Consider the following 20,560-nt stretch of genomic DNA (forward strand, 5'->3'; position numbering starts at 1 on the left):
CTGACGCTTAGCCAACGAGTGCCGCTCCCTGAGCGAAGTCGAAGGGGAGGAGAGAAGAGAGGGTAATGGTTTTGACTGACGCTTTAAGCCAACTGTTATACATTGATGCTTTATAATAGCTCTAGCAATATTTCCCCCAGCTTATTTATCGTTTTTATATCAGTATTCAGTGGTGGCAGCCAATAAATAGTATTTCCTAATGGACGCATTAGTGCGCCTTTTTCAATCGCTCTTTGATAAAGCTTGTAACCCGCTCGAGGTTCAGTGGTTTTTAAATCAGCGGCAACCACGCCACCCAGACTGCGAACATTATGCAGTTTCTGGGTGCTTTGAGCGATTTCTAGCATGATGTTATGCATCGTTGGCGCCAATGTTTTATTAACATAATCAAGTATATGCTCACGCTCAAAAATAGTGAGTGTTTCTAAAGCGACTCTTGAAGCTAATGTATTGCCACTATGGGTATGCGAGTGCATAAAGGCTTTTTGTGTTGCGTAATCATCATAAAAAAGCGCATAAATATCATCATGCGTTAAGCAAATACTCAAAGGCAGCATGCCTGAGGTAATGCCTTTCGATAAGCAAATAAAATCAGGTGTAATATCAGCATGCTCACAAGCAAGCATTTTTCCTGTGCGTCCAATGCCCGTCATAATTTCATCGGCAATTAAGTAAATATCATTCTCTTTACACCATTTGGCGAGTCTGCTTAGATAGTCTTTGCTATAGATCAGCATGCCACCAGCGCCTTGAATCAATGGCTCGATAATCACGGCATTTAGCTTATCTTTAATTGCCTCTAATTGCATCTGTGACTTTTGCCAAGCACTTTGTGCATCATGCCAAAGCGGGTCGTTAATACCAGTCACATAAGGAATATCTTTTAAGAAAGTGCAATCAAATAATAAGGATTGATAAGCCTCTTTGTACAACCCTAAATCACTCACACTTAAGGTGGCACAAGTTTCACCATGATATCCATTTTGCAGTGCGGCAAAATGCGTTTTGTTTGTCGGCCCTTTGATAACACGTGCATGAACACTCATTTTCATTGCAATTTCAACAGCACATGAACCATCACTGGCAAAGAGTGCTTTATCAGTGTGGGTGAGCTGGCAGAGCTTTTGTGTTAAGTCTTCAATGGTTGTATTGGTGGTATTTGCTAAAATGGTATGCTCAAGTGTGCCTAGTTGCTGTGTTAAGGCTTTTTGCAAATCTGGATGGCTATGACCTAATGACTTAGACCACCAGCTTGAGATCGCATCAATAATCGGTTTGTCATTATGATAAATAAAGCTGCCTTTGGCCTTGGTAATATTAAGTGGTGAGAAGGTTTCATAATCCTTCATTTGAGAGCAAGGATGCCAAAGATTGGTCGAATACATTTTTTGTAAACCTTAATAAAATTATAAGTTGACTAAAGCGGCAAGTATATCTAGATTGTTGCCGATGTAAAAGTATTGCAATGTGAAAAAGTGAAAAAGTGAAAAAGTGAAAAACAAAGGATCAAGGATAATAATGACAATGATTGATTTAAATTATGCACAAAGCTTATATAAAAAACCATTTAATGAATTGCTATTCAATGCACAAACGGTACATCGCGAAAATTTTGCTGATGAAATTGAACTGTGTGTGCTGCTAAGCATTAAAACAGGCAGTTGTCCTGAAGATTGTAAATACTGTCCGCAAAGCGGGCATTATAATGCGGGCGTTCAAAAAGAAAAGTTAATGGATGTTAAGAGTATTCTAACGCAAGCTCAAAGAGCCAAAGATCTTGGTGCTAAGCGCTTTTGTATGGGGGCTGCGTGGCGCAATCCGCCGGAGAAAGCGATGCCACAGTTACTTGAAATTATCCAGTCAGTCAAGTCACTAGGGTTAGAGACTTGTATGACTTTGGGGATGTTATCCAAAGCACAAGCGACAGAATTAGCCGATGCAGGTCTTGATTATTACAATCATAATTTGGATACCTCTGAGGAATTTTATAAAGAGATTATTAGCACCAGAGATTACCAATCGCGTTTAGATACCTTAGAAGAAGTATCAAATGCTGGTATGAAAGTTTGCTGTGGTGGCATTCTTGGGATGGGTGAGACGATTGATGATCGTTTACAAATGTTAGTAACGTTGGCAAATTTAAAAACACCACCGGCAAGCGTGCCAATTAATCAATTGATTCCAGTGCCTGGTACACCACTTGGCAATAAACTAAAAAAAGCAGAAGTTGATAGCTTTGACTTTGTGCGCACGATTGCTGTGGCAAGAATCTTAATGCCAAGCTCAAAAATTAGGCTCTCAGCAGGGCGTTCTCAAATGAGTGATGAAATGCAAGCTTTAGCCTTTTTAGCAGGAGCAAACTCTATCTTTTATGGGGATAAACTGTTAACTGCGGCGAACCCTTCAGAGAATCATGATCTGAAGCTTCTCAATACACTTGGCTTTAAAGTAACAAAAAACAGTGAGGAACATCATGAGCTTGTTAGCGAATGATGCGCATTACGTTGACGACTTAACGGCAATTAAACAAAATGGGCGTTATCGACAACGTGTATTTACTCAAATACACGATAAATTTATTCATATTTGTCAGCATGCATTGATCAACTTTAGTGGTAATGATTACTTGGGATTATCACAGCATGTTGAGGTCAAAAAAAAAGCGCAACAAGCGATTGATCGTTATGGTGTAGGTAGCACATCATCTGCGATTGTTTCAGGAAGTCATTATTTGATTGAGTCGTTAGAACATGATATGGCGGCATTTGTAGACTATCCACGCGCTTTGCTATTTAACTCTGGTTATCATGCCAATTTAGCGGTGATGAGTCTAATAGGAAAAAATGCTCAGACAGTAGTTGCGGATAAATTAGTTCATGCCTCTATATTAGATGGTATTGCTTTATCAGGCGCCAAGCTTAAGCGTTATCCGCACCAAAATATTGATAGTTTATATGCCACCTTACAAAAACATCCAGAAGCTAAATATGTCATTAGCGAAGGTATTTTTAGTATGGACGGTGATATCTCGCCTTTAGCAAGACTTGGCAATATGGGTCTCGCTAAACTTATTGTCGATGATGCGCATGGCTTTGGTGTGCTAGGTCAATCAGGCAGAGGTGCGGTAAATCATGCAGGTTTAACTTTTGAGGGTGTGCCTATCATGATCGTGCCATGCGGCAAAGCATTAGGTGCCATGGGTGCACTGGTGTGTGCCAGTGAGGAATTTATTGAGCTATTGATACAAACAGCGCGTAGTTATATCTATAGCACGGCACTTGCCATTCCGGTTGTTGCGGCTTTAAATGCGAGTTTAAAGCTAGTCATGAAGGGGGATTGTTTGCGTGACAAGTTGTTTGAAAATATTGCCTTTTTTAACCAATATGCACAGAAACTAGGTCTTCATGTTGTGTCTCACGATTTAACGCCAATTCGCAGCATTATTATTGGTGATAATAAACGAACGCAAAACATACAAAGTATGCTTAAAGATAAAGGTTTTTATGTTTCGTGTATTCGCCCACCAACAGTGCCTCAAGATAGTGCTCGACTACGCATATCGCTCACTGCCTTGCATGATACAGATGATATTAAAGCATTATTAGATCAATTGGTGTATGTATTATGAATATTCAAAATCATGTGTTTTTATCAGGCTGGGGCTTTAAGGCGAGTCTTTGGCAAATATTTCACCCTGAAATATCCACTCATCAATGCATAGATATGCCTCCTTTTAGTTCTTTTGATTTTTTTGATTCTTCTAACTCTTTTGAAAGCGTGGGTAAAAAAAATGAAGAACAAGTATTGCAGTATTTATTAAGGAAATTAGCCAAAGCCGAAGCTATTCATGCATGGTCGCATAGTGGTTTGTGGGTATTGAGACTCATTCAACAAAATAAATTAGATGTCAAAAATAAAAACATTTATTGTTATGGTTTGCCATTATTATGGCAGTTTGCCAGTGATGAGAAAAAACAAGCGTTTATACGGCAATATGAATCAAATCCAAAGAGACTATCACAGAAATTTTTAAAGCTTGTTGCTTTTCCAGAGGTTGATAGGCTTAAACTGATAGAGTCGTATTGCCTATTGGCAGATGCTGGAGAGCATTATGGTCAATTAAACTACTTAAAGTGGATGTTTGCCTTTACTGAAATAATGCCAATAACAGATGCCATTGCTTTGTGTGAAAAAACGGGTGTTACTGTATTTCTGGCAGAAAATGATGCGATTGTTGATAGTCTATCTTTGGTAAAGTTACTTAATAGTGAGCTTACAAAGAATCTAAGCCATCTAGGCTTATTGGACCTTGCCGTACATGAGGTAAGTGCATGCTAAAATCGCCGCGCATAAGTTTTAGTGCCGCTAAAGATAGTTATCATCAGCACGATCAAGTGCAACGTAAGGTGGATGAGAATTTAAAAAACATGGCATTTCGGCATCTTGAGCAATATCAAAATATACAGCATATATTAGAGTTAGGTTGTGGGGATGGTGTTGCCAGTATTGATATCGCAAAACGACTTATGCCATTGACATATGATGCGGTTGATATTGCAGATGCTTTAATTGATAGAGCAAGGGAGATAGCAGTTGATAGTTCGTCCATATCAAGGTGTAACTTTAACTTCATACAAGGTGATTTTAATCAATCACTTTTCTGGCAAGCATTACCGCAAAAACAATATGATGTGATCTATAGTAATATGGCGCTACAGTGGTCTTATTGCTTGCAAAAATTATTCAAATACATTGATCAAGTGTTGGCTGTAAATAATATATTTGCCTTTTCAATTCCTCTGGATGGCACATTTAAAGAGCTTGAAAAAGTAGTGCGCATTAACAAGTTTACAACGCATCATGAAATGCAGTCTTTGTTTCAGTTGTTTGGTTGGCAGTGTCTAAGTGTCGATAAGCAAAGCATTCAATTAGGATTTGTTAATAGAATGGCACAGCTCAAGCATTTAAAAAGCACAGGTGTAAATAGTTTTTTAGGGGATGGAAAGGAGGAAAAGAATGGAAAGGGTCGAAAAAGTAAAAAGCCAGAAATGAAATCACTTTGGCGATATTTGCATGATGATAATGAGCAAATGACAACGTTAAGTTATGAGATTGGGTTATATGTTATTACAAAGGGGTAATTCATGAAAAAAATAAGGAAAATAAATGAATATATCTTCATTAACAAAATTAACAAAACATAAGCAAATCGCCATTATCGGTACTGATACCGAAGTCGGCAAAACTTATGTCTGTGTTTATTTAATGAGTCAATTAAAAAAGCAGGGCTTAACAGTTACTGGGTTAAAGCCAATGGCATCAGGTGCCTTTATCAAAGATGCTCACTTAGTTAATGAGGATGCATTGGCTTTACAAGAGGCATCTTCTGTATCACTTTCCTATGAAGTAATAAACCCTAACGTTTATGAGCCTGCCATTGCCCCGCATATTGCTGCAAAGCAAGCAAATAAATTATTAACTGTTGAAAAACTTGTTGCACAAACCAAGCATTCTTTAGCGCAAATTAACAGTGATATTACCTTTATTGAAGGCGCAGGTGGCTTATTAACGCCATTAAATTTCAATGAAACATGGGCTGATTATTTAAAGGCTTTAGATATTCCAGTGCTTTTGGTTGTCGGCATGAAGCTTGGTTGTATTAATCATGCTTTGTTAACTGAACACTATCTTAAACAGCAACAAATCCCCTGTATTGGTTGGATTGCTAATTGCATTAATCCTGATATGCCTGTTTTGCAAGAAAATATTGTGACATTGGAAGCGATGTTGAACTCTCCAAAAATAACTGATATTCAATTTAATCTGTAGCTTGATAACATCTTTAGGTGCTAGCGATCTGATTGGGTGATGAAAATGGTACAATTTTGGCTATTGTTGGTTTATTTCCTTCTGTTTAGATGATTTATCATTTTTATATAACTTTTATAACATTTGTCAGAAATTTTTGTCGCACATGCTCATTTTTTTCGGTAAATTATTGTGAGGATTGATTAATAGGATATTAACGAATGTTATCAAGTACACTTAAATTTGAGTGTGTTACATTAAAAAGGGGAAGGTATGAAATCAACTAAATTAAAACGTGATTTAAAAACGCGTCATTTAACAATGATTGCGTTAGGTGGTACTATCGGCACGGGGTTATTTCTTGCCAGTGGTTCAGCCATTTCACAGGCCGGTCCGGCTGGCGCATTGATTGGTTATGCACTCGTTGCAATCGTGGTCTATATGCTAATGACCAGTTTGGGTGAGATGTCAACATATGCACCATGTACAGGTTCTTTTAACAAATATTCAGAAAAGTTCGTTGACCCAGCACTTGGTTTTGCCATGGGCTGGAATTATTGGTTTAACTGGGCGATGACAATCTCTGCTGACTTATTAGGCGCTGGACTGTTGATGCAGTTTTGGTTTCCGGATACCCCTGTGGTGATGTGGAGTGCGATTTTCTTTGTCATTATTCTTGCTATAAATTTGTTTTCAGTATCGATGTATGGTGAGTCAGAATATTGGTTATCCTTTATAAAGGTATCATTTGTTATTATTTTTATTTTGGTTGGCGTGTTGGCTATTTTTGGCATTAGTGAGAATGGTCATGCCGTTGGCTTTAGTAACTGGCATATTGCAAATGCGCCATTTAATGGTGGAATATTTACGATACTAGGTGTGTTTTTAATTGCCGGCTATTCATTCCAGGGGACAGAAATTGTTGGTGTTGCCGCAGGTGAGGCAAAAGACCCAAGAAAGGCGATACCTAAGGCCATTCGTAGTACGTTTTGGCGTTTAACCTTGTTCTATGTTTGTGCATTAGGCGTTATTGGCTTTTTGGTGCCATATACTGCAACTTGGTTAGCAAACCCTGAATCTAATGTTGCCATGAGTCCTTTTACTATGGTGTTTCAAAGCACAGGGTTCACCTATGCCGCAACGCTCGTTAATATCGTATTAGTTACCGCAGTATTATCGGCGGCAAACTCATGTATTTATACCTCATCACGTACATTATGGTATTTATCTAAATCAAAACAAGCGCCTAAAGTCTTATCTAAAACGAATCGTCGTGGCGTGCCCGTGATTGGTGTATTAGTGACATCGATATTGGGTGCTACATTTTTCTTAGCCTCTTTTATCGGTAATGGCGCAATTTTCAACTGGTTAGTTAATTTAATCAGTTTATCTGGATATATCGGTTGGTTAAGTATTTCGATTAGCCATTTGCGTTTTCGTCGAGCATATATCAAGCAGGGTAGATCGCTTGATGATTTGGTTTATAGATCAAAGTTCTATCCATATGGCCCCATTATTTCGATTATCGCTTTGATTGTGATGATGTTTGGTGCGCAAGTAGAACAAATGCTATCAGGTACCGCAACATGGGGGGCTTTCTTTGCAACCTATAGTGGTGTGATTTTATTTGTTCTTTTGTATCTTGGTTATAAATGGCGTAAACGTACCAAGTTTGAGCGTTCAGCAACATCAGATATTGATTTCTTCCATAAAGAAGCACATCAAAGTGCGTTTTAAATTCTAAGCTTTTAGCATAGCTATATCGTTATTACTACTATTACTATGCGGTACTTTAATCAAGAAGATAACAGCTATGCTAGCAATCAAATAGCCAAATAATACGACGATCATACCATTATGGTAACTTGAGCCATCATATAGGTAGTTTGTTGTGGGTTGTGACTGACTTTCACGGATAACATAGCCAACAAATGGCTGGAAAATAAAACCCGAAATAACAACCGCCATATTATTAAAACCAATGGCAGTGGCGCGATGCTCAAGTTTATTATTGCGTGAAACCAAAGAAAAGCTTAACGCCTGTCCCGCACATGCAGCACCTGCTGCAAAGAACAATATAACAAGGATTGTGACACTATTAATTGGTGCTAGTGTAATAAACCCAAAAGCGACAGTGCCAATTACCGCACAAAGTACAAGCACGCGTTTGATATGTTCTGTTTTATCGGCAAGAAAACCAAACAAGGGGCTGCCAATGGCAATACCAATCCACATAAAAGTGACAATGGTTGCAGCGACTGAAAAAGGAACGTTAAAGTATTGCTCAACAAAAGGGATGCCATAAAGTGAGGCAACAACTGCCATTGGCATCCACAGCAAACAAGCATAGATTGCGATCATCCACGTTTGCGATTGGCGAGCAACAGACTTAAAAGCAAGCCATGAGCTTGTCACAGGTTTCGTTGTTAGGTGTTTATTAGGAAGCTTTAGATAGAAAAACATGATAATCAAGAGAATCAAGCCAAAGCTGCTAATAATCATCATTGTTGCACGCCAACCAAAGTGATCAATCAGTGGGATCAGTGGTAGCGCGCCACACATGGCACCTAATGCTGCAAGCATCTGGGTGATGCCTGCGATTAAGGTGAAATAGCGTTTACTAAAAACATGACTGGCAACGACAAGCACGCCAATAAAAGCAAAAGCGGAGCCAAAGCCCATAAAAATACGTGCACAAGCCGCAAGGTAAAAGTTTGGCGCAAGTCCAAACAGAAACCCACCAATGACGCAAATCAAAAGTGGTAACATAATCACATTGCGTGCAGAGAATCGATCATAAATAAGACCTGCGGGGATCTGCATTAAAGTATAGGTGATAAAATAAGCGCCAGAGGTCACGCCAAGCCAGAATATATCGATATGCAGACTGCTCATAAGGTTTTCGGTCATAATGCCAGGTGAGACTTGAAGAGCCATTTCAAAAAAAAGAAACAGTGCCGCTAAAATAAATAAAAGTACTGATTTAAACATAAGGTTATCCTGTTCATTGTTTATGTTTCTACGCTTAAAATATCAAAGATTAAAAGATTAAGATGCCTAATTAAAGATAAGCTTGCACGAGGCTAACAAGAGATTAAGTAGAAGGGCCGCAAATCCTAATTAGGCTTAATACATCGACAACAACAGCAAATAGGCATGGAAATAGCAGCACAGCCATTTAAGCCAGATAACTCTGTGTTTAGATATTTATTGTGCTGCATTTAAGTTTTTCTTGCCCGAAAGATCAGTGACTAGAAGGATAGACTACCTTGAAAAAAACAAAATGCAAAATGTTTTTTGTATCTATGATTATCGCTGCAATTAAAGGAAAACCAACTTTTAATCCGTTGACACAAACGCTAAAACCCATTACCCTTTGCGCATATGATACCAAGCCAGTACTATTTTGATGTTAAAAGTCAGTAAACTTGCTGATTACGCGGTGATGATCGTGCTCAAATTTGCGCAGAATCCGCAAGGATTATACAGTGCCACTGATCTTATTAGTCTTACGGGGCTTAATTTACCGACCGTGCGTAAAGTACTCAAGCTCTTGAGCCTAAAGGGGATATTACTTGCCAAACGTGGTGCTGAAGGTGGCTATGTTTTGGCTTCTGAAGTGAGTGAAATTTCAGTACTTGATATTGTTGAGGCAATTGATGGGCAGCTTGCGTTTACTGAGTGTTGCAGCACGGGATTTGTATCATGTTCTGTCAATGATTGTCATATGGGTGGCTATTGGCATGTGATTAATAAAAAAGTCCGCGAAACGCTAAGTAGCTTTAAATTACTAGAGTTAATGAATACATCATCTGATAAATTAGGTGAGTTAAGTAAGATAAGTAAAGTAAATAAATTAAGTGATATGAATCAAACTAAGAAAGAAAACAGCAAAGAGATCATGCGACATGACGGATGAAAAAATAAATAAAATGCTCGATCAGGAATATAAGCACGGCTTTGTGACTGAGATTGAACAAGAACGTTTTCGTAATGGCTTGGATGAGGATATTATTCGGCAGATTTCCAAGCGCAAGAATGAACCTGAGTTTATGCTCAAATGGCGCTTGCAGGCTTATCATAAATGGCTAGAAATGAAAGAGCCAACTTGGGCGCATGTTGATTATGAGCCAATTGATTATCAAGCGATTAGTTACTATGCGGCACCCAAGTCAGCAGCTGATAAGCCAAAAAGCTTAGATGAGGTTGATCCAGAATTAATTGAGACGTATAACAAACTAGGCATTCCCTTGCATGAGCAAGAAATGCTTGCTGGTGTTGCAGTAGATGCTGTGTTTGATTCTGTCTCGGTGGTCACTACTTTTAAAGAAAAGCTTGCTGAAGCAGGTGTGATATTTTGCCCAATTTCAGAGGCATTACAAAAATATCCTGAGCTTATTGAAAAATATATCGGCTCAGTGGTGCCGCAAACGGATAACTATTTTGCGGCATTAAATTCAGCTGTATTCAGTGATGGCTCATTTGTCTATATTCCCAAAGGTGTACGTTGTCCGATGGAGTTATCAACTTATTTTCGGATTAATGCCTCAAATACGGGGCAATTTGAACGTACCTTAATTGTTGCTGATGAGGGCAGTTATGTCAGTTATTTAGAGGGCTGTACCGCTCCGATGCGTGATGAAAATCAGTTGCATGCAGCGGTAGTTGAGTTAGTGGCATTAAAAGATGCTGAAATTAAATACTCAACTGTGCAGAATTGGTATCCCGGAGATAAAAACGGTAAAGGGGGTATTTATAACTTTGTGACCAAGCGTGGTGTGTGCATGGGCGCTAATGCAAAAATCTCATGGACACAAGTGGAAACAGGCTCCTCGATTACGTGGAAATATCCATCGGTTATCCTGCGTGGCGATAATAGTGTGGGTGAGTTTTACTCTGTGGCATTAACGCGTCATGCGCAACAAGCAGATACCGGTACCAAAATGATTCATATGGGCAAAAATACCAAAAGCACGATCATCTCAAAAGGGATTTCCGCAGGGCGCGCGCAAAACGCCTATCGGGGCTTGGTGCGCATGTTGCCAACGGCGGATAATGCACGCAATTTTTCACAATGTGATTCTTTGCTTATTGGGCATGAGTGTGGCGCACATACGTATCCGTATATTGAAAACAAATCAAAATCAGCACAAATTGAACATGAAGCAACGACATCAAAAATCTCTGATGAGCAACTTTTTTATTGCCGCCAACGAGGCATGTCAGAAGAAGATGCAGTAGCAATGATAGTGAATGGTTTTTGTAAAGATGTCTTTAAAAAGCTACCCCTTGAGTTTGCGGTTGAAGCACAAAAATTGATGGAAGTCAGCCTAGAAGGTGCAATAGGGTAGTGAAATAAGAGAAAGTGTAAAAGCTTTCACAAGGTGCAAGAGTAATAGTAAATAACTGAAGTTACGTGTTTTAGAAAAACTATGATTTTAAAACACCCCGTCAGCCTACGGCTGCCACCCCTCTTTGCAAGGAGGGGTGCTTAAGCTTGTGAGGCGGGGTGTTGGAATAAATGGAGTGCGTAACCTCAGTAAGTAGAAAAGTAAATTAAGAAAAAGCGAAGTAACGATATGTTGTTAGAGATTAAAAATTTACATGCCAAGGTTGAAGATAAAGTACTATTAAAAGGGATAAACCTTGAGATTAAACCAGGTGAAGTACATGCGATTATGGGGCCAAATGGTGCCGGTAAAAGTACGTTGGGTAATGTGCTTTCGGGTAAACCAGGTTATGAAGTGACTGAAGGCGAAGTGCTATTAAATGGTCAGAACATCTTTGATTTGGATGCTTCAGAGCGTGCGCACGCAGGGATGTTCCTAAGCTTTCAATACCCAGTTGAAATCCCAGGCGTTAGCAACACACAATTTCTAAAAACAGCCGTCAATAGTACACGTAAAGCCAAGGGGCAAAGCGAGCTTGATGCAATGAGCTTTATGAAAAAACTGCGTGCGAATATGGATATTCTTGAAATGGATCAAAAGTATATGAAGCGCGGTGTTAATGAGGGCTTCTCTGGTGGCGAGAAAAAGCGTAATGAAATGCTGCAAATGATGATGCTTGAGCCTAAAGTATGTATTTTAGATGAGACAGATTCGGGTCTTGATATCGATGCGTTGCAAGTAGTATCAAAAGGTGCAAATCATATGCGCAATGGTGAGCGTGGTTTTATTGTGATTACCCATTATCAGCGTTTATTAAACTATATCGCGCCTGATTTTGTCCATGTTTTGGCAGATGGCAAAATTGTTAAGTCAGGTGGTCGAGAGTTAGCTCTTGAGCTTGAAGATAAAGGTTATGCTTGGATTAATGACTAAGGAGCACACTATGCTGCAATTAGAACAGCCGATTTCTAAGCTTAATCTGACAGATGAGGCGATTAAACAGCGTGAAAATGCATGGCAAGCATTTGCTGATCAAGGCTTTCCAAATAAAAAAAATGAACAGTGGCGTTATACCGATTTAACTGCTTTGTATCGAAAGTACGATATTGCCCAAGTTAAGCTTGTAGCCAATACAAATATTGACGAAACATTGTCAATGATTAATCTAAATACGGATATGCATAATATTGTCTTTGTTGATGGGCAGCTTGCTCATGTTGATGACATTGATGGTGTAATCATTAACGATAGTATGTCACTACAGCCTCAGCATGAGAGTAGTGATGCGCTATCTAATCTAAACATTGCCTCGTATTTAGGCGGTGTGACGATTCAGGTTAAGAAAAACACGCGTTTGACAAAGCCTATCATTATGACGTATTTGCACACCGATAACAGCCAGAAAATGTTGGTTAACTATCAGCATACCTTAGTGATTGATGAATATGCGGAGTGTATGATTTGTGAGAATTTTATTGCATTAGGCGATACTTATTCAGCCGCCAATATCTGCAGCAATGTCGATGTTAAAGAGGGTGCCAAGTGCCGTTACGACGCTTTGGCAAACAAAAGCCTGGAGCAGTTATTGGTGACGCATAAACTAAAACTCTCAATAGCCAAAAATGCCTATTATGAAACATTTCAAATGGCAGCTTATGCGGCACTCAAGCGCATTGAGTTTGATGTGGATTTGCAAAGTGAAGATGCCGTTTTTAATGCAAAGGGCATTTACGCTTTAACACATAATGCAAAAGCTGATTATCACGTTAATGTCAAACATAATGCATCTAATACGCAAAGTGATGTCGCGTTTCGTGGTGTCGTTGGTGGCAAGGCATCGGCAACCTTTAATGCAAAAGCATACGTTGCTAAAGGCTTAAATAGCATCAAAGCGCTACAAAACAATCGTAATATTCAGCTAACGAATACTGCAGAGATTAACACCAAACCTGAGCTTGAGATTTATTCTGATGATGTTGTTTGCAGTCATGGCGCGACGATTGGTCAGCTTGATCAACAAGCGCTATTTTATCTGCAATCGCGTGGGATTAACAAAGATCAAGCAACGAGTTTGCTTATTGAAGGCTTTGTCAAGGAGCTCATTACTTTACTTGATCGTGATGAATCAACAATTGAGAGTTACCTTGATAGCCTTGAAGGGCATATCAAACATTTAGTTTAAATAAACGCCTTAAAGCCTTCGGCATATTTAACAGGGTCGAAGCTATGGTAGCTGTAACTTGCTACTTTTTCGGTGATAAAGGGATCTTCCTGTAATAAGGCTTTGATTTCATCTAAATCGCCCGTTGCCAATATAATGCCACCATTACGTGAACTATTAGGTCCTGAGGCAATAAATAATCCTTGCTCATAACCGCGTTCTAGAAATGAGCGATGTCTTGGGCGAATTTGATCAATCATATCAGTAGATGCGGTATAGGTTATGGTAATAATATGCGTTTGTTTCATCGATTTCACTTGAGTTAACATGAAGTATGGTTAATTTTGTCATAGTTATTAAGCTGTTTGTACTTTTTTTTCAAGAAACTAAAGCGTAAAATAGCACCAGCAATTTTGCTTATAGTGGTAAAGACAGTTTTCATGAAGTATTTTGATTTAAAAGCGTTAAAAAAAGATAAGATTTTCACTGAATCACGCAAACTTATGTCTCTATCACTTTGGCGAAGGCGTTTGATTTTCTGGGGTGGGGCGATTCTTGTTGGACTGATATGTGTATTGTTTGCATATCTGTGTGACAATCTTAATGATAGCTTCAATGAACTCAGTCAGGATCATCCTTATTGGCCTTTGTTTATCATGCCGATTGGTTTTATGGTGATTATTTATTTACTTAAAACCTATTTTGATGGCGCTGAAGGTAGTGGTATCCCTCAAGTGATGACAGCACTCAAAGTTAAGAATATGCAACGACGCAGTAAATTAGTATCAATGCGTATTGCGCTGGGTAAGTTCCTATTAACCGCATTAGGCTTTTTAAGTGGTGCATCGATTGGTCGCGAGGGACCGACGATTCAATTAAGTGCATCCGTTATGCACTTTTTAGGACGATTAGAGAAATTTAACCGTGAAGACACGGAAAAAGGTTTGTTATTAGCAGGAGGGGCTGCTGGGATCGCTGCGGCATTTAATGCGCCTTTGGCTGGGGTTGTCTTTGCGATTGAAGAATTATCAGGCTCGTTTGATAAAGGTATTACCGGTACGATGATTACCACCGTGGTATTGTGTGGTTTTGTATCCTTAGAGATCATGGGCAATTACGCCTACTTTGGTGCGAGCTCAGCGACGCTTGATATTTTAGGTGGCGGTTGGATCGTGCTTATTATTGTTGCTGTTGTTTGTGGTTTCTTAGGTGGATTATTTAGTCGGATGCTATTATTTGTATCCGCAGCTGTTGTAGGCATTGTTCGCAAGCACCCTGTATTATTTGCAGGGAGCATCGGTTTTGTTATTGCCGTGATTGGTGTGTGCACAAGTGGCATTATTTATGGCAGTGGCAAAGAAACAGCCGTTGCTTTGTTAAATGGCCATGATGTTCATGTATCTATTTTCTTTGGACTGTGGAAAATGATTGCAACGTTACTGTCATTTGTTAGTGGTATTCCAGGCGGGATTTTCGCCCCATCTTTATCAGCGGGAGCTGGCTTTGGTCATATGATGAGTGGTTTTTTTGATCCAAAATATGCAAGTGCAATTGTCTTGATTGGTACAGTGGCTTACTTCTCAGGGGTGGTACAAAGCCCGATTACTTGTTTTATCATCGTGTCGGAGATGACACAAAATGTCTCAAGTGGGATGTTGTTGCCGATTATGCTAGCGGCATTGTTAGGTACCGCTTCTTCACGTGTGATCTGTAAAGAGCCAATTTATCATGTGTTGTCGTTGCGCTATTTAGATAAGTTGCGTGAGCAGAAATAGATTAACTGAAGTTATATACTTTGCGATTTTTTTGAAGACTACTACTCTGTCTGCTTCGTAATCGCAGCAGAGCGTAAGTTATCAGAGTTACGCATTATAGAAAAACTATGATTTCACAAACACCCCGTCAGCCTACGGCTGCCACCCCTCTTGTAAAGAGGGGAATTGGGCGATGATGTTTTATATTCCCCTCTTTACAAGAGGGGAGCCGAGCTTGCGAGGCGGGGTGTTGAGATAGAAAAAGTGAGTAATTCCAGTAAGTTAGAAAAATAAATGTAACTATTATAGGTTTTAATAAATATGTTTGATCAATCATTATTTCAAAAAAAGCATCAGCAATATGAGCGGCGCTTTGTTAATGGTAGCTTTATAAAAAACGAAATTGCTGAGCGTTTATTGGATAAATTAAGTTTTATTAAATTAAATCCTCAATATGTCTTTGCAGAAGGGATAGACTCACATTTAGCGGAGATTAAAAGAATATACCCAAATGCAATAATACATCGCACGCTCAATCCAGAGATAGCTTATGATGTGATTATTTCACAGTGTAAAATTCAGCAAGCAGCAAATATTAATACCCGATTACGGCATTGGTATAAACAGTTAAAGCCGCAAGGCGTTTTAGTTTTCACAAGCTTTGGCAGTAGCAGTTTACATGAGATCAAAAAAGCTTGGCAGCTTATTGATGGGATGGTGCATATCAATCAAATGTTAGATATGCATGATATTGGTGATGTATTAAAAAAAGAACAATATCAAAGTGTGGTAATGGATACTGAAACGTTAAAGCTCGAATATGAAACAATCGAAACTTTACTCACCGATATTCGCGCATTGAATGAGCCTTTAGCTGATACTAAAATGCGTAAAACCTTGACAGGTAAAGCGCGTTGGCAAAGTTTTTGTGAGCGACTGGAGAAACTTGGGCTATCGGTAAGTTATGAAGTGTTTTATGGTTATGGATATAAGGGTAATGAGCTGATTGCCAGAAAAGAAACTGATCATGAGTCGATGATTAGCTTTGATCAATTAAGAGATGCGCTTAAGCATAATAAGAAATAAGCGCCTAAACAATAGCTTTTGGTAATAATGGATATTCGGGTCAAGCCCGAATATGACGGTTGGTGGTCATTCTTGGACTTGATCCGAAAATCCAAAAAATACCTGATGTACTTAGTAAAAAACAACTATTCACAGATAATTTCATCTTGGAAGGCGATGCCATCCTCTGCCTCTAAATCATTAGAGTTGACTGTACACGTTTGTCCATCTTGGGTTTCAAGGGTAAGTTTCTCTCCGAGTATGACATCAATTTGGGCAAAGCCATCGCCATCGGTTTCACTGGGCTCTAATCCGCCCGTTATTTTAGCAAAACTCAGTATTTCCCCTTGTGTATTAACAAAGTTGCCCATAATCAAAACAGCAGGTTTGGCATTAAGTGCAATGGTCTCAACATTGCCTGGATAAAGTATCACATCACGATCATTATGAGGAACACTTAAGGTGACTTCATGTGCTTGCACTTGGACGTTATGTTCTTTATATACCGACATCGGCACAAAGTAGCTTTCATTATTATCGATTACGGCATGTTCTTTACCATCAACATAGATGGAGTATTTGCTAGGAATGTCGGCATTAACATAAATAAGTGCGCCACTGCGATTGTCTGAACCACTGATTCCCCAGTTGGTCATTGGCGTGTAGGCAAGTGAGCTTGATGTCTGGATGTTGTAGCTAATGACAGATTTATCATGCTTTGATTGTGCCAAATTAAGCTGTTGTAATGAATTGAAATAACGATTGCTAGTACTTGCATATTGTGAGTAGTATTGGGTGTTGTGATTGACTTCAGTGCTCACTCCTATATCGTTTTGATAGTCACGACTTGCAAACTCTTTGCCAATATTGAGTTTAATGTTTTCCTCTCTTTGTACTTCTTTTTCACTTTGTTGACTTACTTGACCTTCAAGACCTGCTGCCATATACCAGCCATTTTGCGCACCAAAGCTCCATGTCAGTTGTAAGAAGACGCTTTTGTTACTCTCTGAGTGATCTAAAGATAACGAAAGTGTTAAGTCATTGTTATCACCAAAGCTAAAAGTTTTAGCAATACCAAAGCCAATATCATGTTGGAAGTTATTATCGACATAGGCATAGCTTAATGAAGTTGTGAAGTTAATATCATGCCAATTAAAGGACAATGATGTGCCGATATTCGTGTTACTTGTTTGAGTGTCTTCAAAATACTGGTTGATATAGCTACTACTATTTTCTTTAGCCCAAATTTGTCGAAAGAAAGTATTTAGTGTCACACCTGATACGTTGCCAGCAATAGAGAAAGCAAGACCTAAATCACCAAAATTACTCACAGCAAATGAATTATAAAAGCTTAAATGTGATAACTCCATCATTAGCATAAATTCGCCAATGGCTTCTTGTTGGTTAAATACTGTTACGTGCTCACCAATACCAAAAGACTTGCTTAAGCGTTGCTTGGCTTCAAAAGTCAGGACATTAAGATCGGTTAATGTTGGAAAAATAGTCCCAGAAACTAGCTCAGCCAAACGTCCATAGCTAATATAGTAATTAGGTAAAGTCAAAAGTGGCAGAGCATTGGTCTTAATAAAATAAACTTGTTTGTTGGAAGTTTGATTGGTCAGTGTGCGTATCTCAAGGCGCAGCATATAAGCACCTGATGGGAAGCTGCGTGTATCAAGAAAGTGATTTCCTGGTGGAAAGTATTGAGTATCAATTAAGGTGTTATCTCGATAAACATCAACATAACTAGGCACGATGATATTAACTTCAACCGGTGTGGCAATTTGCTCATTTAAGTTAGTCAAAAGCTCAAGATTGGTTTGCACGCTGGCGCCGACAATTTGTAAGCTTGGAATGATCATCGTGCCAACCGTATCTTGCAAGCCTAGTGATAGGTGATATTGTTTATGGCGCCAATTTAGATCAAAATCACGAAACTGAAACTGTTTAATAGGTGGCTGTCCTGGGGTGATAGAATAGGTGAAATTATCCTTGTAGTCCAAATGCCAATTGCCATAACTGAGGTAGCCATTATGATTTAAAGCCATCGAGTGATTTTGGTCATTATTGCCTGATAAACCAAGTTGAAATAAATTAAGCGTACCCAATCCTGCCGTTGAGTCTTGTAGAAATTTAGCAGGAACAGCGTCTTGCGCTAGAAGGTACTTGGGATTAATAAAAAGTTGCGCGCGATAATTATTGCGATCAAAAATAACGCCCAATGTTTGTGGGCGAATAAAGCCACAATTAGCACCATTGCTGCAATTACGTTCGGCATTGGTTTTTTGTGGTGCTGCTAGTTCTTCTAATAACAAATGCTGGGCAGTTTTTGCAATATAGGGTTTAAGTTTTTGTAAAATAAGATCCGGTTCATTAAAGGTGATTTCATCATCATTAAACGTAGCGGTTGTTTCTACTAATTTTTCCTTACCAAACACAATGGTCACAAGACTTGTCTCATCATCTTCAATAAAATCCTCAAAACCTGGTGGTAAATCGGATGCGGCAGCCATTTTTGGGATAACACCAACAAGTAAGCAGTGACTTAACAACAAACTTAGATATATGGAAAGGCGTTTTATTTTCTTCTTGCTGAAGTAGGAATGACAAGTAGCCATAGTTTATCTGCTTTGCAGAATTAAAGACAGCTGATAACGCCCAGCTTTGGCATTTTGAATCGTATGTTTGGAGAATTTAATGGCAATGCTTTCATAAAGTTGGCATTCATCAAAGTTATGGTTATTTGTTTGAACGCTTTGAATTTGATTGTAAGGTATCTCAATTTTGTTAATTAAAATCTGATAGGGGAGATTGCCTTGGTTATTTAATCCTTTAGCAATGAAGCCACCTTCATTGGATGTAATGCGCAAAGGAAAACCTTTGTTACCTTTATGATAGGCGCAGAAAGTGCCTAAAGAAATAATTTGATCCTGACCTTTGATGATCATGTCTGCACTAATAACGATTTTTTCATTGAGTGTCAGATTGCCAACGACAAAACGTGGATTCTCTTGTTCTTTTTCAGCTGGGCGCTCATAGTATTTTGAGTTGTTCTTGAACTGATAAGCCATTAGTGTTACGGGAGTAAAGGCGGCGATAAGGATAGCAGCAGCAAAAACAAAAGCAGGGTGTTTGCCTAGAGTTGTCATCTAACCTCCCGCACGTACGCTTAATTATTAGCTGATTGCAACGTTAGCAATATAATGGATAGAACCTTGAACATCAATACCTGCTTCGTCTTTGGCAATTTCAGTCTTATCATCAGTTGGTTTTTTATATTCGCTAATCACTAACTGTAGCTTCATGGGTTCAGTGATTTTACCCTTTGCACGCACCGAAATACGCTTGTTATTACCAGCGCTTAAATTACGAATCAATATGGGGGTAATAATGACAGGTAAATTTTTAAGCTCACTATTGCTGTAAGTGACAATATGTTTAGGGTCAGTGACGTTTTTAACTTGTACAATAAAAGTACCCTTTTCATTGCCAATATTGGTCAGCGGGATATAATCACGCTTAACTTTTTGGCTAATCACAATGTCAGGTTTAACAACATCAAGTACAGCACCTGCAAAGACTGAAGATATGGTTGTTATCAATAAAAAAAGGCCAGCGAATATGTGCGTTAATTTCATGGCTTTATTCCTTATTACTGGTTTAATATGTTTATAAATAACAAAAGGGACTCTTAAAAAAGATATCCCTTATGCTGTCACTTATATACTGAAAAAATTAATTGAATATGTGTTGTTAGGCAACACTTAAATTCAAAGAGGCATTATATGTCCCCGCTTTTGCATTGCGAATATCAGCACCTTTAAATGTCATAGCAACAGCTTCTTTGGTTTTGCAACCTGATGGTAAATCATTGCTATCAACAACTAATTCATTCTTACCATAATTTACCGCAGTCTTGTTAATGGTAAGTGTATAAGGTAGCTCGCCTTCATCTTTAGTGCCGATAACCGCAAATTTCTGCTCATTATTTGAAACATCAACGGTTACTTTGCCATCTTTATCATTGGTGTATGTGCAAAACTCTGCCAACTCAAAAGTTTTGTCTTTGCCTGCAGCAACGTCAGCAGCTGAAATAACAATCTTTTGGTTCATGCTTAGATCACCAAGAATGCTTTTTGCTTCAACAATAACTTCAGATTTGCCAGCTTCAGCAGCAAAAGCTGAAGTGGATAACAAAGCACCTACTGTGAATGCGGCAACTAGAACTTTCTTCATAAATCATTCTCCTTTAATTATAATTTTCCTTTAAGGTTTAGCTAAAACCTGATCTGTTGACACAGAGTTAACAATAGCTCATGCAACAACGCGCTTATTATTACGTAGGTTTACGAACCCTGTAAAGTAGTAACAAACAAAAAAAC

At 38.8% G+C, this 20,560-nt stretch carries 19 protein-coding genes; 12 read left to right on the forward strand and 7 right to left on the reverse strand.

What is annotated here, in order from left to right:
- Positions 1-110 precede the first annotated feature (110 nt).
- On the reverse strand, positions 111-1,385 hold the full coding sequence (gene bioA, locus NYP54_RS00770; protein ID WP_283156735.1) for an adenosylmethionine--8-amino-7-oxononanoate transaminase: 1,275 nt from the start codon (positions 1,383-1,385) through the stop codon (positions 111-113).
- A gap of 133 nt (positions 1,386-1,518) precedes the next feature.
- Between bioA and bioB the strand changes: the two genes are divergently transcribed.
- The 6 genes from bioB (at position 1,519) to NYP54_RS00800 (ending at position 7,545) form a co-directional block, all read left to right on the forward strand.
- Positions 1,519-2,493 carry a biotin synthase BioB gene (bioB, locus tag NYP54_RS00775; protein WP_349293332.1) on the forward strand — a complete coding sequence of 325 codons (975 nt, stop codon included), beginning with the start codon at positions 1,519-1,521 and terminating at the stop codon, positions 2,491-2,493.
- A complete protein-coding gene (locus tag NYP54_RS00780) occupies positions 2,474-3,628 on the forward strand; it encodes an 8-amino-7-oxononanoate synthase (RefSeq protein ID WP_283156736.1) in 1,155 nt (384 codons plus the stop codon). The genes bioB and NYP54_RS00780 overlap by 20 nt, the downstream gene beginning before the upstream one ends.
- Positions 3,625-4,338, forward strand: coding sequence for a hypothetical protein (locus NYP54_RS00785; protein WP_283156737.1), 714 nt, complete (start codon positions 3,625-3,627; stop codon positions 4,336-4,338). The genes NYP54_RS00780 and NYP54_RS00785 overlap by 4 nt, the downstream gene beginning before the upstream one ends.
- Positions 4,332-5,141, forward strand: a complete 810-nt coding sequence (locus tag NYP54_RS00790) for a methyltransferase domain-containing protein (RefSeq protein WP_283156738.1) — start codon at positions 4,332-4,334, stop codon at positions 5,139-5,141. Before NYP54_RS00785 ends, NYP54_RS00790 begins: the two co-directional genes overlap by 7 nt.
- Before the next feature lie 25 nt (positions 5,142-5,166).
- Positions 5,167-5,829, forward strand: a complete 663-nt coding sequence (gene bioD / locus NYP54_RS00795; protein ID WP_283156739.1) for a dethiobiotin synthase — start codon at positions 5,167-5,169, stop codon at positions 5,827-5,829.
- A gap of 252 nt (positions 5,830-6,081) precedes the next feature.
- Positions 6,082-7,545: an amino acid permease gene (locus NYP54_RS00800; RefSeq protein ID WP_283156740.1), complete on the forward strand. Its 1,464-nt coding sequence runs from the start codon at positions 6,082-6,084 to the stop codon at positions 7,543-7,545.
- Positions 7,546-7,548: 3 nt separating this feature from the next.
- On the opposite strand, the gene NYP54_RS00805 is transcribed toward NYP54_RS00800, so the two are convergent.
- Positions 7,549-8,799, reverse strand: coding sequence for an MFS transporter (locus tag NYP54_RS00805; protein ID WP_283156741.1), 1,251 nt, complete (start codon positions 8,797-8,799; stop codon positions 7,549-7,551).
- A 418-nt stretch (positions 8,800-9,217) separates the two neighbouring features.
- On the opposite strand from NYP54_RS00805, the gene NYP54_RS00810 reads away from it, so the two are divergent.
- The 4 genes from NYP54_RS00810 to sufD all read left to right on the forward strand — a co-directional run bounded on the left by NYP54_RS00810 (position 9,218) and on the right by sufD (position 13,380).
- Entirely contained in the window at positions 9,218-9,727 is a 510-nt protein-coding gene (locus NYP54_RS00810) for an SUF system Fe-S cluster assembly regulator (RefSeq protein WP_283156742.1), read from the forward strand.
- Positions 9,717-11,159, forward strand: coding sequence for a Fe-S cluster assembly protein SufB (gene sufB, locus NYP54_RS00815; RefSeq protein WP_117001203.1), 1,443 nt, complete (start codon positions 9,717-9,719; stop codon positions 11,157-11,159). The genes NYP54_RS00810 and sufB overlap by 11 nt, the downstream gene beginning before the upstream one ends.
- 228 nt (positions 11,160-11,387) lie before the next feature.
- Positions 11,388-12,131 (forward strand): Fe-S cluster assembly ATPase SufC, encoded by a 744-nt coding sequence (gene sufC / locus NYP54_RS00820; protein ID WP_117001204.1) that lies wholly within the window; start codon positions 11,388-11,390, stop codon positions 12,129-12,131.
- 10 nt (positions 12,132-12,141) lie between these two features.
- Entirely contained in the window at positions 12,142-13,380 is a 1,239-nt protein-coding gene (gene sufD, locus NYP54_RS00825; protein WP_283156743.1) for a Fe-S cluster assembly protein SufD, read from the forward strand.
- Here the strand turns inward: sufD and NYP54_RS00830 are convergent.
- Positions 13,377-13,688, reverse strand: a complete 312-nt coding sequence (locus NYP54_RS00830) for a YciI family protein (protein WP_283156744.1) — start codon at positions 13,686-13,688, stop codon at positions 13,377-13,379. The two genes, sufD and NYP54_RS00830, sit on opposite strands and share 4 nt — an antisense overlap.
- 111 nt (positions 13,689-13,799) lie before the next feature.
- Here NYP54_RS00830 and NYP54_RS00835 point away from each other — a divergent pair, with 111 nt between their 5' ends.
- Both NYP54_RS00835 and NYP54_RS00840 read left to right on the forward strand, forming a co-directional pair.
- Positions 13,800-15,134, forward strand: coding sequence for a chloride channel protein (locus tag NYP54_RS00835; RefSeq protein ID WP_283156745.1), 1,335 nt, complete (start codon positions 13,800-13,802; stop codon positions 15,132-15,134).
- Between the two features lie 300 nt (positions 15,135-15,434).
- A complete protein-coding gene (locus tag NYP54_RS00840) occupies positions 15,435-16,199 on the forward strand; it encodes a hypothetical protein (protein ID WP_283156746.1) in 765 nt (254 codons plus the stop codon).
- Between the two features lie 125 nt (positions 16,200-16,324).
- On the opposite strand, the gene NYP54_RS00845 is transcribed toward NYP54_RS00840, so the two are convergent.
- The 4 genes from NYP54_RS00845 to NYP54_RS00860 form a co-directional block, all read right to left on the reverse strand.
- Positions 16,325-18,796 (reverse strand): TcfC E-set like domain-containing protein, encoded by a 2,472-nt coding sequence (locus tag NYP54_RS00845; RefSeq protein WP_283156747.1) that lies wholly within the window; start codon positions 18,794-18,796, stop codon positions 16,325-16,327.
- A gap of 3 nt (positions 18,797-18,799) precedes the next feature.
- Entirely contained in the window at positions 18,800-19,327 is a 528-nt protein-coding gene (locus NYP54_RS00850; protein ID WP_283156748.1) for a hypothetical protein, read from the reverse strand.
- Between the two features lie 27 nt (positions 19,328-19,354).
- Positions 19,355-19,816, reverse strand: coding sequence for a hypothetical protein (locus NYP54_RS00855; RefSeq protein ID WP_283156749.1), 462 nt, complete (start codon positions 19,814-19,816; stop codon positions 19,355-19,357).
- Positions 19,817-19,931: 115 nt separating this feature from the next.
- Positions 19,932-20,414: a hypothetical protein gene (locus NYP54_RS00860; protein WP_283156750.1), complete on the reverse strand. Its 483-nt coding sequence runs from the start codon at positions 20,412-20,414 to the stop codon at positions 19,932-19,934.
- Positions 20,415-20,560: the final 146 nt, after the last annotated feature.

Source organism: Cysteiniphilum sp. QT6929 (assembly GCF_030035755.1).
Lineage (GTDB): Bacteria > Pseudomonadota > Gammaproteobacteria > Francisellales > Francisellaceae > Caedibacter > Caedibacter litoralis.

What these genes read in the sequence shown, in the direction of transcription:
- bioA (WP_283156735.1), bottom strand. Translation starts at nt 1,385, where the DNA reads ATGTATTCGACCAATCTTTGGCATCCTTGCTCTCAAATGAAGGATTAT.
- NYP54_RS00805 (WP_283156741.1), bottom strand. Translation starts at nt 8,799, where the DNA reads ATGTTTAAATCAGTACTTTTATTTATTTTAGCGGCACTGTTTCTTTTT.
- sufD (WP_283156743.1), top strand. Translation starts at nt 12,142, where the DNA reads ATGCTGCAATTAGAACAGCCGATTTCTAAGCTTAATCTGACAGATGAG.
- NYP54_RS00790 (WP_283156738.1), top strand. Translation starts at nt 4,332, where the DNA reads ATGCTAAAATCGCCGCGCATAAGTTTTAGTGCCGCTAAAGATAGTTAT.
- NYP54_RS00810 (WP_283156742.1), top strand. Translation starts at nt 9,218, where the DNA reads ATGTTAAAAGTCAGTAAACTTGCTGATTACGCGGTGATGATCGTGCTC.
- NYP54_RS00840 (WP_283156746.1), top strand. Translation starts at nt 15,435, where the DNA reads ATGTTTGATCAATCATTATTTCAAAAAAAGCATCAGCAATATGAGCGG.
- NYP54_RS00835 (WP_283156745.1), top strand. Translation starts at nt 13,800, where the DNA reads ATGAAGTATTTTGATTTAAAAGCGTTAAAAAAAGATAAGATTTTCACT.
- NYP54_RS00800 (WP_283156740.1), top strand. Translation starts at nt 6,082, where the DNA reads ATGAAATCAACTAAATTAAAACGTGATTTAAAAACGCGTCATTTAACA.
- NYP54_RS00855 (WP_283156749.1), bottom strand. Translation starts at nt 19,816, where the DNA reads ATGAAATTAACGCACATATTCGCTGGCCTTTTTTTATTGATAACAACC.
- NYP54_RS00785 (WP_283156737.1), top strand. Translation starts at nt 3,625, where the DNA reads ATGAATATTCAAAATCATGTGTTTTTATCAGGCTGGGGCTTTAAGGCG.
- sufC (WP_117001204.1), top strand. Translation starts at nt 11,388, where the DNA reads ATGTTGTTAGAGATTAAAAATTTACATGCCAAGGTTGAAGATAAAGTA.
- sufB (WP_117001203.1), top strand. Translation starts at nt 9,717, where the DNA reads ATGACGGATGAAAAAATAAATAAAATGCTCGATCAGGAATATAAGCAC.
- NYP54_RS00850 (WP_283156748.1), bottom strand. Translation starts at nt 19,327, where the DNA reads ATGACAACTCTAGGCAAACACCCTGCTTTTGTTTTTGCTGCTGCTATC.
- bioB (WP_349293332.1), top strand. Translation starts at nt 1,519, where the DNA reads ATGACAATGATTGATTTAAATTATGCACAAAGCTTATATAAAAAACCA.
- NYP54_RS00845 (WP_283156747.1), bottom strand. Translation starts at nt 18,796, where the DNA reads ATGGCTACTTGTCATTCCTACTTCAGCAAGAAGAAAATAAAACGCCTT.
- bioD (WP_283156739.1), top strand. Translation starts at nt 5,167, where the DNA reads ATGAATATATCTTCATTAACAAAATTAACAAAACATAAGCAAATCGCC.
- NYP54_RS00780 (WP_283156736.1), top strand. Translation starts at nt 2,474, where the DNA reads ATGAGCTTGTTAGCGAATGATGCGCATTACGTTGACGACTTAACGGCA.
- NYP54_RS00860 (WP_283156750.1), bottom strand. Translation starts at nt 20,414, where the DNA reads ATGAAGAAAGTTCTAGTTGCCGCATTCACAGTAGGTGCTTTGTTATCC.
- NYP54_RS00830 (WP_283156744.1), bottom strand. Translation starts at nt 13,688, where the DNA reads ATGTTAACTCAAGTGAAATCGATGAAACAAACGCATATTATTACCATA.